This window comes from Paraburkholderia sabiae (genome assembly GCF_030412785.1).
In the GTDB taxonomy this organism is placed as follows: Bacteria; Pseudomonadota; Gammaproteobacteria; order Burkholderiales; family Burkholderiaceae; genus Paraburkholderia; species Paraburkholderia sabiae.
The window spans coordinates 1973825-1988070 of record NZ_CP125296.1 but is presented as its reverse complement, the minus strand read 5'-3'; the positions used below and the strand labels follow the sequence as shown (position 1 = coordinate 1988070).

The window sequence follows — 14246 nt, the reverse complement described above, 5'->3', positions numbered from 1 at the left end:
TGCGGGTTAAGCGCTGCTCAAGCGGGTAGCGGCGCCAGCGCGGGAATCGACATGACGTCGCTTCCCTTGCCGCCCAGCGCGCGGTATTCCTGCGGCGCCATCCCATAAGCACGCCGGAACGCGCGCGTGAACACCGACGCGCTCTTGAAGCCGAGTCCGAAAGCAATATCCAGCACCAGCGTGTGCGGATAGCGGACGAGATCGTCCGCTGCGTGACGCAGCCTGAGATGACGGATGTAAGCGCCCAGTCCGCCTTCGTGCTGAAACAGCCGGTACAGCGTCGAGCGCGGAAGCTGCAGCGCGGTCAGTACGCTTTCGGGCGACAGTTCGTCGTCGCACAGATGCGCCTGAACGTAGCGCCGCACCTGATCGACCATGACGGCGCGCGGCTCGGTGGCAGCACTGTCGTCATCCGGATAGCTGACCGGGCCGGGCGTCGTGACATACACGCTTGCGTACGCAACCGGCCAGGCCGGGCCGATTCCGTCTTGCGAACGGCAACGGATGTCAAATGTAGTAGCGCAATGGTCCATGCGAAATTTGTTCTTTGCGGGAGCCCTGCCGGACGCTTATCGAGCGATGCGGCCAGACTCTTCGCTTACCGGGCCGCCGCTGCCTGCCCTCGGAGATTCGGCGGCGGCGGCCGGGCCACGAGGCGGGTCGCCTGACACTTCGCCAGACGAGCTCCGCCGTTTCGGGTAAAGCGACGCACTTCTCTGTGGAAGCAATCGATCGCCACGTTGTTGACACCGACGTCTACGGCTACAAGCTCTACAACAGCACCACGGCCCTCTCTCAACTGGCGATCGACAGGCAACAGGAGCGTGAAGATCAGTCCAACTCTTGAGCAATCGCCGTGCCATTGAGCAAGGGCCTTGCGCAACGGGAAAACCCCGACCTGGACATTGACGAAGTGGACGATTTCGACCAGTGCACTTTGAGGCGATGGACGATTACGGCCAATTGATGCTTTTCGTGGTGATGATTCGCCCGATCCGTCCACTGCGAGAGCGAAAAAGGAAAGCGCATGGCACCGCGCGCGCTGGACGGCACGGAGAAGTGTTGGCGGGGAGAAAAAGCGAAGCCGGGCGCGGCGGAGGGCGCCGCGCCGGAGAAAAGCGCTGCCGAAGCAGCGCGTTGTCTACGATTGCAGACTGACCTTGCTGTACGTCAACCGGCTGGGCCGCACGCGCATGCGCACCAGCGAAACAAGAAAACTGAAGCCGGCCTGGTTCGGATCGATCACGGGCACGTAGCTGCCGAGCGCCTCGCCGAGCAGCGTGGAGACGCGACTCGCGACATCGACGAAACCCGTGCAGCCGAGCAGGATCGCCTGCGCGCCGTCTTCCTTGATCGCCGTCAGCGCGGCCTCGAACGTACGCACGACGACCACGTCGATGTTGTCGAGCTGCGCGACGGGGCAATCGATCGCGCGAATCGACGCGAACGTGTCCTGGATGCCGTAGGTCTGCGGATGGCCGCGTTGCATCGCGAGCGTGCTTTGCAGGATCGTGACGATCGAAAAGCGCTGGCTGAGCATCAGCGCCGCGAACGCCGACGCCGGAAAGCCGCCGATGATCGGGATGTCGATCACCTCGCGCGCCGCTTCGACGCCGCACATGTCGAAGTCGGTCAGCCAGATGCCGTCGAAACCGTCGTTAGCGATCGACTGCGCCAGTTCGACCACGGGCATGCCGTTTTGCAGCCAGTTCGTACGGTTCTCGATATCGGGATGCCCGCGCGTGATGTTGCGGATCTCGACCTGCACGTCGGGCGGCAGGACGGGCGCAATCGCCTTCATGATGCGGTCGTTGTATTGCGATGTCGCGACGGGCACGAGCACGCAGATGCGAAGCGGCGCGTTCAAGAGGCGTCTCCTTGATGAATGGATGCGAGCTTGTCGAGCGGCACGTACGGTCCGAGATAGCCGAGCGCGTTCAGCGCCCGCACGAAGCTGTCGAGATTCAGTCCCGGCTTGCTGATTTCCGCTTCGGCGCGCCACGCGATCAGCGTGACGGGGCGCTTGCCGATGGCCGGATTCAGCTTGCCGTCGTCCTGCACGAGGTCGCCGTTGGAGAAGATCGACTGGCCTTCGCCGCCGACGTAATACGCGACGCTGTCCGGCGCCAGCACGACGGGATGCGCGCGCTTGCTGTCCCAGACGAGCAGCGATTCGTTCTGGTAGATCACCGTGTACGTGTGCGAGCCGGACTGCACGCGGATCTTGCCGACATCGAAGCCGCCCGCCGTATCGACTTCCGCCGACACGAGTTCGCCCGGTTCCGAAATCGCGCGCACGGCAAGGCCGCAGCGCTCCTTCAGATAGCGCGTCATCTGTTCGACGCTGCCGATCTGGCCGGCCTGCACCGCGCGTCCGAGTTCCAGCGCGCGCGTCAGCGTGCCGCGGATCGGCGTTGCACGGCCGATGTCGGCGGGCGTCATGACCCACATCGCGAGGCCGCCGAACTGGCCGAACTCAGGATCGGCGACGACGGGCCGCATCATCTGTTCGACGATCGCAGATACGTCGCGCTGATGCGTCGATCCGCCGTTGCTGCCCTGGCGCGGCGTCACATCGAGTTCGACGCTCAGACCGCCCTGACTCACGAGAAACGCCGGGCGCGGATCGATTTCGGCGGCGGCGAACGTGAGCATCGGCAGCGAAGGCACGGCACGTCCCGCGCCGTCCGCGTCGATCACGGCGAGGCCGAGCTTCGCCGCGACGAGTGCCGCGACCGTGAAGCCCAGCGCGCCGCTTTCAGGCGGCATCACATAGGCGAGCTTCGTGGACTGCGACGCGAGCCGAGCCTGAACGTTCTGCGCGGCCGTCACCGGTCCGAGCGGATACGTGGCCGTGTTGATCGCTTCCGGCGCGCCGAGATACGCGACCATCACGGCTGCGCCTTCCGTGGCTTCATCGACGGAGACGACTTTCACCGAGTCCGTCGGGTAATAGTCGCCGGCGACGAAATGCGCAGCCAGATGCCGCGCGGATTCGATCGTGCCGCCGCCTCCGCTGCCAAAAAACGCTGCGCCGAGCAGCAGCGGTTCCAGATCTTCCCGTCGTATCTCATAGGCCATGTGCGATTCCTTCGTTGTCGTTGTCGAGCGAAACCTCTTGCCGGAGCTCCGCGAGCAACGCGACTGCGCTGGCGATCCGGGTTGTCGGGTCCGGCGGCAGCGCGCGCAGTCCGCGTTCGAGCGTGTCGATCGCTTCGGCGCGGCGGTCCGTCGATTGAAGCAAAGTAGCGAGATAGCGCGCCGCGTCCACGCGCGCCGGCACCGAGCCGAACGCGAGGGCCGTCGACAGCGCGGCGCGAAGCCCCTGTTCTGCCGAGGTCAGATCGCCGATCGCCCATTGCGCGCGCGCTCGCGTGACCAGCAGCTCGCCGAGATAGACGCGCTCCTGGCGCGCCAGCGTTTCATCGACGGCCTTGGCGAGCATCTCGTCACAGGTATGCGCGCGGCCGGCGCGCAGCAGCAGTTCGCCGTGCTGCCACGCCATGAACGAGTAGAACAGCGCACCGCCGTTGCAGACGACATGATTGTCGAAGCCGTCGAGCATGATCGTTTCGGCTTCGTCGGAATGGCCGCGCTTGCTGAGATCGCACGCGCGCAGGATCTGCCCGACGCCGCGATAGAACGCGAAGCCATTCGCGATGGACACCGATTCGAGTTCGCTCGCGAGGCGGCCGAGGCGCTCGGCGTCGTCGAAGAGACACGCGAGCCACGACGCGCCTTGCAGGTTGACCGCGTGCGCGAACGCGTGCGGTCCCGGCTCGGAGGCGCGCGCGATCAGCATTTCCATCGCGCGGCGCGCCTGCGCGAATGCGCCGATCTGATACGCGGCGAGTCCTTCGAACGTCAGCGCGAGGCTGGCGAGGTCGATGCCCTGCGAGCCCGTGCGCATGTCGTGACGCCCCACGCCGAGCAGATTGCCGCGCGCGAGACACGCCAGCGCTTCCTCGCTGTCGCCGAGCCAGAAGAGCGTGTTGGTCATCGCGACGTGGGCTTCGTCGAGCGAAACGCGATCGCCGCTGTTCTGCGCGCGTTGCAGCATGTCCTGCGCGGTGGCGCGCGCCTGCTTGAGTTGCAGCGTGGTCAGTTGCGTGGTCCAGACGCCGAACTGGATCGCGGCGATTTCGGCCGGCTCGCAGACGCCTTCGCCGACAGCCAGCGCCGCCGCGTAGCAGGCGGTCGCCTCGGCATACAGCCAGCCGTGCACGCTGCGCAGACTCATGCCGAGCATCCGGTACGCGTCGAATTGCAGACGCCGCACCGAGTCCTGTTCGTTGTTCGCCTGCAAGACGTCGAGACAGCGGCGCAACGGCGGAATGGCTTCCGCGAAACGGGATTCGGCGATCAGCGCGGTCGCATGTTCGAGGCACTTGTGCGCCTCGCGATGATGTTCTTCGCGCGACTTGAGCCGCCGCTCGATCGTCTTCCGGCCCACACCGAGCAGCGTCGCGGCGGCGCTCTTGTTGCCCGCCGTCCGTTCGAGCGCGCGGTCGATCAGCAGATCTTCGGCGGCGGCGAGTTTGTCGCGGCCGTCGAGTTGCAGCAGCATGTCGGCGAGACTCGCGCGCGAGACCGGGCCGGATGCTTCGTTGGCGAGAAACGGTTCGAGCGTATCGACATCGATCAGCGTGTTTTCGGCTAGCACGCTCAACTGGCTGATCAGATTGCGCAACTGCCGGATGTGTCCGGGCCACGTGTGCTGGCTAAGCCGCCGGATGGCGGCGGGCGAAAACTCCAGACTGCGCGGCTGCTGCGAAGCGAAATGCGTGACGAGCGCGGGGATGTCTTCGACGCGCTGTTCAAGACCGGGCACGCCGAGCACGAACACCGCGAGCCGATAAAACAGGTCTTCGCGGAAACGTCCTTCGCGCGAGAGTTCGCGCAGATCACGGTGCGTCGCGGCGACGACGCGTCCTTCGAAGCGCACATTCGTCGACGAACCGATCGGACGGAAGGTGCGCGTTTCGAGCACGCGCAACAGCTTCGGTTGCAGCGCGAGCGGAAATTCGCCGATTTCGTCGAGCAGCAGCGTGCCTTTGCCGACCTGCTGAAACAGTCCCTGGCGATTGTCGGCGGCGCCAGTGAACGCGCCTTTCACATGCCCGAACAGTTCGGCTTCGACGAGATGCTCGGGAATCGCGCCGCAGTTCACATCGACGAACGGCTGGTCGTGACGCAGGCTGCGCATGTGCACGCGACGCGCGACGAGTTCCTTGCCCGAACCCGTCGGGCCGAAGATGAGCAGGGCGTGATCGGTCGGCGCGACGCGGTCGATCAGACGGACGAGTTGACGAAACGCGGGAGCGGCGCCGACGAATGCGCCGGGATTCGTCTTGTTTTGGGCAAACGGAATGACTGGGGGCGAACTCATTGCAAAGTGGGCTCCAGATAGACCCGCATCGCGCTACGCCTGCGCCGTTGTCGTTCCAATGGCGCGGGTCGTCCGCAGAAAAAGTGGAAGTATGACGGGTTGTCGCCGACTTGATCCGTGGAAATAAAACGTCTTGCGTCGTGTCGCAGGCGACGCATCTACGGGCGATAACGGCATTTCATCGACGGCGCTTTAGTGTTTGCGGTTTACGCAGAAAATGTTACGTTATATCATTGCGCCAACATTGGGGACGGGGAGGAATCGTCGGGGCAAAGCCTTTATCGTGGTTCCCAATGCGAGCACCGGTCCGTCTATTTAATGCAACGTTATAACATTCTTAATGTAGCGGCCGGACACATCACGGACCTCTAGAACAACATCGTGAAAAGAAACCAACATCGCAAGCGCGCCCGCGCGCGCCAGCTGTCGCCGTTGTATCTCACGCTACTGACGGCCGTCGCACACGCACAGTCACAAAACCAGAACACCGCCGATAACCCGACGGCTGCGCCGGGCGGCTCGCTGGCGCCTGTGTTCGTCACTGCCAATCCGCTGGGCGATTCGAATCTGATTTCGCCTGCCACGGCTTTGTACGGCGATGCGTTGACGCTTCGGCAGACCAACTCGCTCGGCGAGACGTTGAACGGCTTGCCCGGCGTGTCGACGACAACTTACGGGCCGATGGTCGGCAGGCCGATCATCCGCGGCATGGACGGCGATCGCATCCGGTTGCTTCAGAACGGCGTGGCCGCGTGGGATGCGTCGTCGCTCTCGTATGACCACGCGGTGCCGCAAGAACCGCTGACCATCGAGCGCGTCGAGATCGTGCGAGGACCGGCCGCGCTGCTATACGGCGGCAACGCGATCGGCGGCGTGGTGAATACGATCGACAACCGCATCCCGCGCGAAGCGATCAAGGGCATCGACGGCGCCGTCGACGCCAGCTATGGCGGCGCGAACAACGCGCGCGCCGGCGCTGCGATGGTCGAAGGCGGCAACGGGCAGTTCGCGTTTCACGTCGACGCTTTCGATCGCGAGACCAGCAAGGAGCGCATTCCCGGCTTCGCGCATTCGGATCGGCAACGTGCGCTGGACGGTCCGGACGCCGACGAAGCCTACGGCAGCATCCCGAACAGCGACGGCCGCTGGCATGGCGGCGCGGTTGGCAGTTCGTACACATGGGCCGATGGCTACGCGGGTCTTTCGTACAACGGCTACGAGGCAAACTACGGCTCCGTCGCCGAGGACGACGTGCGTTTGCGCATGCATCAGGATCACGTCGCCTTCGCTTCGGAAGTGCGCAATCTCAACGGGCCGTTTTCGCAACTCAAGTTCGACTTCGGCTACACGGACTATGAGCATAAGGAGATCGACAATGGCGTGACGGGCACGACGTTTCGCAATCACGGCTATGAAGCGCGTATCGAGGCGCGGCATCGGAAGCTCGGTCCGCTCGAAGGCGCGATCGGCATCCAGCTGAGCCAGAACACGTTCTCCGCGCTCGGCGACGAGGCGCTCGTGCCCACGACGCAGACTACGAACGTGGCGCTGTTCGGCCTCGAAGAATGGAACGTCACCGACGCCTTCAAGTTGAGCGCAGGCGCGCGCTACGAACATGTGAAGCAGGAGCCGACGGCGGCCGGCAACGACAGGTTCGCGAGCGCAACCGATCGCGATTTCAACGCGATCAGTGCATCGCTCGGTGCGTTGTACAAGCTCACGCCCGTGTGGGCCGTAGCGGGCAATGTCGGCTATACGGAGCGCGCACCGGCGCTTTACGAGCTTTACGCCAACGGACCGCACGACGCGACGGGCCAATATCTGATCGGCAATCCGGATGCGCAGAAGGAAAAAGCCGTATCCGCTGATCTGTCGTTGCGTTTCGACAGCGGTCATAACAAGGGCAGCGTCGGCGTGTTCTACAGCCGCTTCCGGAACTACCTGACCGAATTCAACACGGGACGTCTCGTCAATGACGACGACGAAGTCGTACCGGCCGGCACCGACGACGCATTGAACGAAGCCGTCTATCGCGGCGTGCGCGCCGAGTTCTACGGTATCGAACTCGACAGCAAATGGCGCGTGTTCGAGAAGGGCGCGCATGAGGTCGACGTCTCGCTGATCGGCGATTACACGCACGCGCGCAACATGGACACCGGGCAGCCGCTTCCGCGCATTTCGCCATTGCGTGCGACGCTCGCCGTCGACTACGGCTACGGTCCCTTCGGCGCGCGAGCGGAAATGGAACACGCATGGGCGCAACATCGCGTGCCGGAAGACGATCTGCCGACCGCGAGCTACACGCGGCTCGGATTGATCTTCACGTACAAGTTCCACGTCGGCGCGACCAACTGGCTCGCTTATGTGCGAGGCGACAACCTGACGAATCAGGACATCCGTTACGCGAGTTCCGTCGTACGCGATATCGCGCCCGAGGGCGGGCGCAGCGTGATGGTGGGCATGCGCACGACGTTCTGACATCGACGCCTGCGCATGCGTTGGTTCATTGCGTCAGCAGTGTTCGAGCGCGTGCGACAGGTCGGCGATAAGATCGTCGGGATGCTCGAGCCCGACCGACACGCGTATCAATCCATCGGAAACGCCCGCGGCAAGCCGCGCTTCGACGGGCACGCCCGAATGCGTCGTCGACGAAGGATGGCAGATCAGCGATTCCGTGCCGCCCAGACTCACTGCCGATTTGAAAAGCGTCAATCCGTTGATAAAGCGGAACGCCTGTTCGCGGCCGCCATCGAGCACAAACGCAAACGTCGAACCGGGCCCGCTGCATTGCCGCCGATACACCGCCTGATAAGCGGGATCGTCGATCAGTTCCGGGTGCAGCACCTTCACGGGCTTGAACGGATTGCTCGCGAGCCAGCGCGCGACGGTCGTCCCGCTGCGCGCGGCGTGCTCCATGCGAAGCACGAGCGTTTCCATCGAACGCGTGATCATCCAGCATGAATGCGGATCGAGTTGCGAGCCGAACGTGCTTCGAATGGCGCGCACTTTGGTAATGAGTTCCTTGCTGCCCGTGACGCCGCCCGCGACCAGATCGCTATGTCCGCCGATGTACTTCGTGAGTGAATACACGCTCAAGTCGATGCCCTGATTCACTGGTTTCTGGAACAGCGGACCGAGCAAGGTGTTGTCGCACACGGAAAGCGGCCGGTAGCCGTGACGTGTTTCGAATGCATTGATTTCTTGCCGCAGGCCTTCCAGATCGAAAAGCGCATTGGTCGGATTGGCCGGCGTTTCGACATAACACATCCGCACTTTGCCTCGTTGCGCAGCTGCTTCAAGTGCATGGCGAATGGCTTCGATCGACAGACCATCGTCGATCACTTGCGAAGCGATGCCCCATTCGGGCAAGAACTTCGAAATCAGTGTTTCGGTTCCGCCATAGAGCGGCGCCGATTGAACCACGCAGTCGCCGGGCCGCAAAAAAGCCAGCAGAATCGCTGCGATTGCAGCCATTCCGCTTGAAGTGACGGCGGCCGCTTCCGAATCGTCGAGCAGCGCGAGCCGGTCTTCGACGATCTCCAGATTCGGATGATTGAAGCGGCTATACACGAGTCCCGCGCTTTCGCCTTCGGGCAGCTGCTTGCGGCCGGAAACCATATCGAAGAACTCGGCGCCGTCTTCGGCCGTGCGGAACGCGAACGTCGAGGTCAAAAAGACAGGCGCCTTGACCGACCCTTCCGACAGGAACGGATCGTATCCATAGGACATCATCTGCGTTTCGGGATGCAGGTTCCGGCCGGCGATCTTGCGCTTGTGGTAATTGCGGTAGGGCATTCTTCGCTCCATGCAAGGCAGTGGGAAGAAGGCCGGCTGGGATCCGATCAAAGCTCGCGATGAGCATTCAGGATCGCGCCGGCGCGCCTCTCCATGCTAACGCATCGGGCGCAAGCGCCGTGCCGCTACGTCGGCGCGATTAATTGCCGAAGAAGATGCTGCAGTAACTGACAGGGCCTGCGCAGTTGTCGCCATGCACGCTGTCATCGTGACGATGCAGAAGGCCGAAGCCCTTCTGCTGCGAGCCCGTCTGATCCTTTCCGCTCGCGGTGCCGCCGTAACTTGAGGTTTGCACGTTGCTCTGCTGTGGTTGAGCGGCAGGTGTGTTCTCCTGAGCGAACGAAACGACGGGCGCAGCGACGGCTACTACGATGACAAGATTGCGAACCAAAGACTTCATACAGATCTCCACAAACGATGCGCCGCAAAAGCCTCTCCACGGCGCTTGAAAAAAAGCACTACACGACGCGGGCCCGCCATTTCAATGAGGCGCAGCATCCGCTTTGACATACGTCGACTCCCAACCGCCGCCCAGCACCTTGCACAAGGTGATGAGGTTCGCTGCGGCATCGGCTCTGCTTTGCTCGAGATTGCTTTGCGCATCGAGCAACTGCTTTTGCACATTCAGCACGTCGAGAAAGTCGACGGCTCCCGCCTTGTAGCGCTGACGTGCAATCGACAGCGCGCGCAGGTTCAGATCGACCACGGCTTCAAGGCGATTGTGTCGTTGCTGCTCGGCGTCATACACGATCAGTGCATCGTCCACTTCGCGCCACGCCTGAAGCACGGTGCGCTTGTAGACGATGGCGGCTTCCTGCTGCTGCGCTTCGCGTAATTGCAGCGTTCCCTTGAGGCGTCCGCCTTCGAAGATCGGCAGCGTGATCGACGGCCCGACAACGAACTGCCCCGACGCCCAATCGGCGAGATTCGACAGTTGCAGACTCTGGAAGCCCGCACTGCCATTGAGCGAAATGCGCGGGTAAAAATCGGCCTTCGCCATGCCGATAGCCGCCGTGGCCGCATGCAACTGCGCTTCCGCCTTGCGGATGTCGGGCCTGCGCTGTGCCAGCTCGGACGGAAATCCAATTGGCACCTGCTCGGGAAGATGAGGAACATCGCGCGGATCGACGAGCATCTGCCGCAGTGCGCCGGGCTCCTTCGCGAGCAATACGCCGATTGCGTTGATCGTCGTTTCTCTGCGCGATTCGAGCGTCGGAATCAGACTTTCGATCGTCGCTTCCTGCGCCGATGCGTTGGCGACGTCGAGATCCGTCGTTACGCCTTCGCGCACGCGAGTTTTCGTGAGCTTCGTCGCGTCGCGAGCGATGTCGAGGTTCTGTTGCGCGATCTGCAGCAGCGCCTGCGTGTCGCGCAACTGAATGTAGTCGCGCGCGAGTTCGGCGCGCGCGGACAACAGCACCGCATTGCGCTCTTCGTACGATGCGTCCGTCAGCGCGGACGCCGCTTCGACACTGCGTCGAACGCGGCCCCAGATGTCGACTTCCCATGAAGCGTCGAAGCCGAACTGATAGAGATCGTAGGCAGGCGAGCCTTTCGAACCCGGCATCGCCGATACACCGAGCGGTGCGCTGCCCGACGCCGATTGCGGTTGCTGGCTGGTCGGCGTGACACCGAGCAAAGAGAGAATGCCGTTTTCGCTGCCGCGCTCGCGGTTATACGATGCAGCGCCCGTCAAGGTCGGATATTCCGCGGCGCCCGCGACGCGCTGTTCGGCGCGGCTTTGCCGCAGACGTGCAGACGCAGCGGCCACATCGAGATTCGCATCCGCAAGCTGCTGTTCCAGCGCATTCAGCGTAGGGTCGTTGAAGAGTTCCCACCAGTGCGCGTTGAAGCCGGACTCGACGGGCTTGCTCGGCGCCTGCGCGGTTTGCGTTCGATCGAATACGTTGGGCGACGATTGCGCCGGGCGTTCGAAATTCGGGCCGACCAGACAGCCGCTCAGCGCAAGGCTGAACAGTACAGCCAACGCGGGCGTACGAAAGGACAAGTCGCGCGCGTTCATTTCTTTTCCGCTCCGGCAATCTTCGCATCGCCACGTTTGTTCACCGCGACTTCGGCTTCGACGGAAAGCCCTACGCTCAATGCAGAAGCCGCTTCCTGACCCGGATCAATCGTGATCTTGACGGGCACGCGCTGCACGATCTTCGTGAAGTTGCCTGTGGCATTGTCGGGCGCGATGGGCGCGAAGCTCACGCCTGTTGCGGGAGCGAGGCTGTCGATGTGCCCTTGGATCACGACGCCCGGAAAGCTGTCGACGGTGATGCGCACGCTCTCGCCAGGCCGCATCTTCGTGATCTGGTTCTCCTGGAAGTTCGCGACGACATACGCATCCGAAAGCGGGACGATCGCGAGCAGCGTCGCGCCGGGCGTCACGAATGCGCCGACGCGCACCGAGCGCCGTCCCACCTTGCCGTCGACAGGCGCATGAATCTCGGTGTATGACAGATTGAGCTTCGCCTGCTCCAGTACCGCTTGTGCATGCGCCAGCGCGCCGGCTGCCTTGTCGCGCTGGGTGCGCAGCACATCGAGATTCTGTTCGGTCGCGGCCAGCGCGGCGCGGTCGTGCGCCTGTTGCGCGAGCTGCTCGGCGAGCGTGCTCGCCGCGTGCTGCTGCTCTTGCGCCGTGCCTGCGCCGGCCTCTGACAGATTGTGATAACGCGCCGCATTGGCTCGTGCGAAATCGATCGATGCTTCATCGGAACGCAGCGTGGCGCGCGCCTGATCGACGAGGCTAGGGTGCCGCACAATCTCGGCGTCATAGTTCGCGACGGATGCTTTGGCTGCCGCGACATCGGCTTGCGCGCTCAGCAAGGTCGCCTGATAGTCGCGATCGTCGATACGCACCATCAACTGACCGGCCTTCACCTGCTGGTTGTCCTCGACCAGGACTTCGGAAATCTGGCCCGCGATGCGCGGCGCGACCAGCGTGAAATCGGCCGTGACATAGGCATCGTTCGTGGACTCGGCGTCGGAATGGGAAAGCAGCTTCGTGCAGCCCCAGGCAGCGACGGCAAGCACGCCCACAACAGCGGCGATGCGAACCAGTTTGGGCGAAAGTCGGATGACGGGTGACATATGAATCGATCTTTAGCGAGTGGAAGGCGGCGTGCTCCAGGGCGGATAAATACGCACAGGCAGCACTGGAACGAGGAGAAGCACGGCAACGGCGATCACCGCCATCACGCGATAGAGATCGGCGGACGTGAGCACGACCGCCTGCTCGTGAACCCGGTGCGCGAGTTCGCCGAGACCATGAGCGGCGTCGATGCTCTGGCTCGCGATCAACGCGTTGTTGCCCAGATGATCGACCAGCATGCTCGAATGAAAATGTTCGCGAGACGTGCCGAGGCCGTCGATCAGCGCAGTCGCCGCGACGCCTGCAAATGACTTGAGCGAGTTGAACATCGCCGAAGCGAAGGGACCGTCTGTCGGCGGCAAGCCTGTCGTTACGCCCATCAGGATCGCGAGAATCCCCATCGGTTGCGCAACGATCTGCAGCGACTGAAGCCAGTAGAAGTTCTCGCGAACCCATTCCGACGTCATGAAGCTGCCGAGGAAACAGGTCGTCGCGATGAGCGACAGTCCGAACGCCATGACCCATCGCGAATCGATGCGGCGAATGTTCAGAAGCGCGGCCGTCAGAGGAAGCGCAATCAGCAACGGAAGTGCGACGAGCAAAGATAACGGCGCCGTTTGCAGCGGCCTGTACGAATGAATCTTCGCGAGGAACTGCGCCGGAATCACCGCGACACCAACCAGCAATGTCACGGCGCACGCTAGTGTCGTCAGCCCATGTGAGAAATTCCGCCGATACAGCAATTGAAGTTTGAAGAACGGCAGCGGGTGATACCACTCGTTGACGAGAAAGAGCACGAAAAGCAGCACCCCGCCCACGAGCATCACGCAGATAAACGAGGAATTGAACCAGTCGAGGCGATCGCCTTGCAGCAGACCCATCACGAGCATCGCGACAGCCGGTAAGCCCGTGAGCAAGCCGGTCCAGTCGAACGAGCGGAATCGTTCGAGCTTCATCGCATCTTGCGGAAGGCCATACGCGATCGCGGCGCAGCTGATCAGACCGAACGGCACGATCTGCCAGAACGCCATCTTCCAGCTGACGTATTCCGTCCATAACGCGGCAAGAGGCGTGCCGATCGTGGGGCCGAAAGTTGCAGTGAGCGCGTAGCCCGCGAGCCCGTACAGCTTGATTTTCGGCGGCAGGTAACGCAGCGCCACGATGATCAGCATGGGCGGCAGACAGCCTCCCGCGATGCCCTGCAGCACACGCAAGACGTAAAACGTCGACAGGTTCGGCGCAAAAGGACACAGGAAGCCGAACACCATCGACGCGATCACGGCAACGAGCGTGAACCGCTTCAAGGTAAACGTCATGCCGAACCACGGCGCGAAGATCATCGTGGAGACATTGGCGGCTTCGAATAGGACAGTGAGCCAACTGCCGTCGTCGTGCCCGATCGAGAGCGCGCCGCGCACGTCCGTCATCGCGAGAGCGGTGACCTGTTCGTTGACGATCGCCAGCAGCGACGCGAGCAACATGCCGATCAGACCCGTCGCGAGACGAAGCGACATCTCGGGTTGCGCGGGCGCGGGCGTTGCCGCGGGTGCTGCCGGCGCAGCCGGGACAACTGTCGTGGCCGCTTCAGTCGTCAGTGGGTTGGCAGTCGTCATAACGGGGCGCTCGGTCAATGGGTCTGAACAAATGCGTCGCGTCCCCGAATAAGCTGTGCAATGACCAGAAAGTCATTTACATGGTTAATTAATCGGGAATTGCGGCAGTACTTTGCCGTGCGATAACGTGAATAATTCTAGGATTCGGCCGAGGCTTATCAAAGTCGCAGAGTGCGAAGATTCAGGCCATTTCATTCAAGAATCTGGCCATATGCGCTTTATCGGTCAATTACATCATCGGGAGGAAAATGTGTTTTTCCTTCCAGTCAATTTTGAATAGCCGGTCTGAAGATCGATCGGGAGTATTTTTATGAGGAAAGATCCCGGCTTTGCAATACAAGGGTCTCCGGAT

General features: G+C 62.6%; 11 protein-coding genes. 2 read left to right on the top strand and 9 right to left on the bottom strand.

Features of this window, described 5'->3' with window-relative positions:
• Nucleotides 1–17 precede the first annotated feature (17 nt).
• The gene (locus QEN71_RS38340; RefSeq protein WP_233471769.1) at nucleotides 18–449 is read right to left on the bottom strand and encodes a helix-turn-helix transcriptional regulator; all 432 of its coding nucleotides are present in this window, start codon (nucleotides 447–449) and stop codon (nucleotides 18–20) included.
• A gap of 269 nt (nucleotides 450–718) precedes the next feature.
• Here QEN71_RS38340 and QEN71_RS38335 point away from each other — a divergent pair, with 269 nt between their 5' ends.
• Nucleotides 719–847: a hypothetical protein gene (locus QEN71_RS38335; protein WP_267909483.1), complete on the top strand. Its 129-nt coding sequence runs from the start codon at nucleotides 719–721 to the stop codon at nucleotides 845–847.
• Nucleotides 848–1141: 294 nt separating this feature from the next.
• On the opposite strand, the gene QEN71_RS38330 is transcribed toward QEN71_RS38335, so the two are convergent.
• Genes QEN71_RS38330 through QEN71_RS38320 form a run of 3 tightly spaced genes read right to left on the bottom strand, consistent with a single transcriptional unit; the run spans nucleotide 1142 to nucleotide 5389 of the window.
• Nucleotides 1142–1867: an aspartate/glutamate racemase family protein gene (locus QEN71_RS38330; RefSeq protein ID WP_201649786.1), complete on the bottom strand. Its 726-nt coding sequence runs from the start codon at nucleotides 1865–1867 to the stop codon at nucleotides 1142–1144.
• Nucleotides 1864–3081: an S-methyl thiohydantoin desulfurase domain-containing protein gene (locus QEN71_RS38325; protein ID WP_201649787.1), complete on the bottom strand. Its 1218-nt coding sequence runs from the start codon at nucleotides 3079–3081 to the stop codon at nucleotides 1864–1866. Before QEN71_RS38325 ends, QEN71_RS38330 begins: the two co-directional genes overlap by 4 nt.
• Nucleotides 3071–5389: a sigma 54-interacting transcriptional regulator gene (locus QEN71_RS38320; protein WP_201649788.1), complete on the bottom strand. Its 2319-nt coding sequence runs from the start codon at nucleotides 5387–5389 to the stop codon at nucleotides 3071–3073. Before QEN71_RS38320 ends, QEN71_RS38325 begins: the two co-directional genes overlap by 11 nt.
• A 381-nt stretch (nucleotides 5390–5770) precedes the next feature.
• On the opposite strand from QEN71_RS38320, the gene QEN71_RS38315 reads away from it, so the two are divergent.
• Entirely contained in the window at nucleotides 5771–7867 is a 2097-nt protein-coding gene (locus QEN71_RS38315; RefSeq protein WP_201649789.1) for a TonB-dependent receptor, read from the top strand.
• Between the two features lie 33 nt (nucleotides 7868–7900).
• Here QEN71_RS38315 and QEN71_RS38310 read toward each other — a convergent pair whose 3' ends face one another.
• The 5 genes from QEN71_RS38310 to QEN71_RS38290 form a co-directional block, all read right to left on the bottom strand.
• The gene (locus tag QEN71_RS38310) at nucleotides 7901–9184 is read right to left on the bottom strand and encodes a cystathionine gamma-synthase family protein (protein WP_201649790.1); all 1284 of its coding nucleotides are present in this window, start codon (nucleotides 9182–9184) and stop codon (nucleotides 7901–7903) included.
• Nucleotides 9185–9323: 139 nt separating this feature from the next.
• On the bottom strand, nucleotides 9324–9584 hold the full coding sequence (locus QEN71_RS38305) for a hypothetical protein (protein ID WP_201649791.1): 261 nt from the start codon (nucleotides 9582–9584) through the stop codon (nucleotides 9324–9326).
• Nucleotides 9585–9665: 81 nt separating this feature from the next.
• On the bottom strand, nucleotides 9666–11207 hold the full coding sequence (locus tag QEN71_RS38300) for an efflux transporter outer membrane subunit (protein ID WP_201649792.1): 1542 nt from the start codon (nucleotides 11205–11207) through the stop codon (nucleotides 9666–9668).
• Nucleotides 11204–12280: an HlyD family secretion protein gene (locus QEN71_RS38295; protein WP_201649793.1), complete on the bottom strand. Its 1077-nt coding sequence runs from the start codon at nucleotides 12278–12280 to the stop codon at nucleotides 11204–11206. The genes QEN71_RS38300 and QEN71_RS38295 overlap by 4 nt, the downstream gene beginning before the upstream one ends.
• 12 nt (nucleotides 12281–12292) lie before the next feature.
• Nucleotides 12293–13894 (bottom strand): MFS transporter, encoded by a 1602-nt coding sequence (locus QEN71_RS38290; RefSeq protein ID WP_201649794.1) that lies wholly within the window; start codon nucleotides 13892–13894, stop codon nucleotides 12293–12295.
• Between the last annotated feature and the right edge of the window lie 352 nt (nucleotides 13895–14246).

Bases quoted from the DNA above. Each gene is read 5' to 3' on its own strand.
- QEN71_RS38290 (WP_201649794.1), bottom strand. From the start codon at position 13,894: ATGACGACTGCCAACCCACTGACGACTGAAGCGGCCACGACAGTTGTC.
- QEN71_RS38305 (WP_201649791.1), bottom strand. From the start codon at position 9,584: ATGAAGTCTTTGGTTCGCAATCTTGTCATCGTAGTAGCCGTCGCTGCG.
- QEN71_RS38310 (WP_201649790.1), bottom strand. From the start codon at position 9,184: ATGCCCTACCGCAATTACCACAAGCGCAAGATCGCCGGCCGGAACCTG.
- QEN71_RS38295 (WP_201649793.1), bottom strand. From the start codon at position 12,280: ATGTCACCCGTCATCCGACTTTCGCCCAAACTGGTTCGCATCGCCGCT.
- QEN71_RS38300 (WP_201649792.1), bottom strand. From the start codon at position 11,207: ATGAACGCGCGCGACTTGTCCTTTCGTACGCCCGCGTTGGCTGTACTG.
- QEN71_RS38320 (WP_201649788.1), bottom strand. From the start codon at position 5,389: ATGAGTTCGCCCCCAGTCATTCCGTTTGCCCAAAACAAGACGAATCCC.
- QEN71_RS38325 (WP_201649787.1), bottom strand. From the start codon at position 3,081: ATGGCCTATGAGATACGACGGGAAGATCTGGAACCGCTGCTGCTCGGC.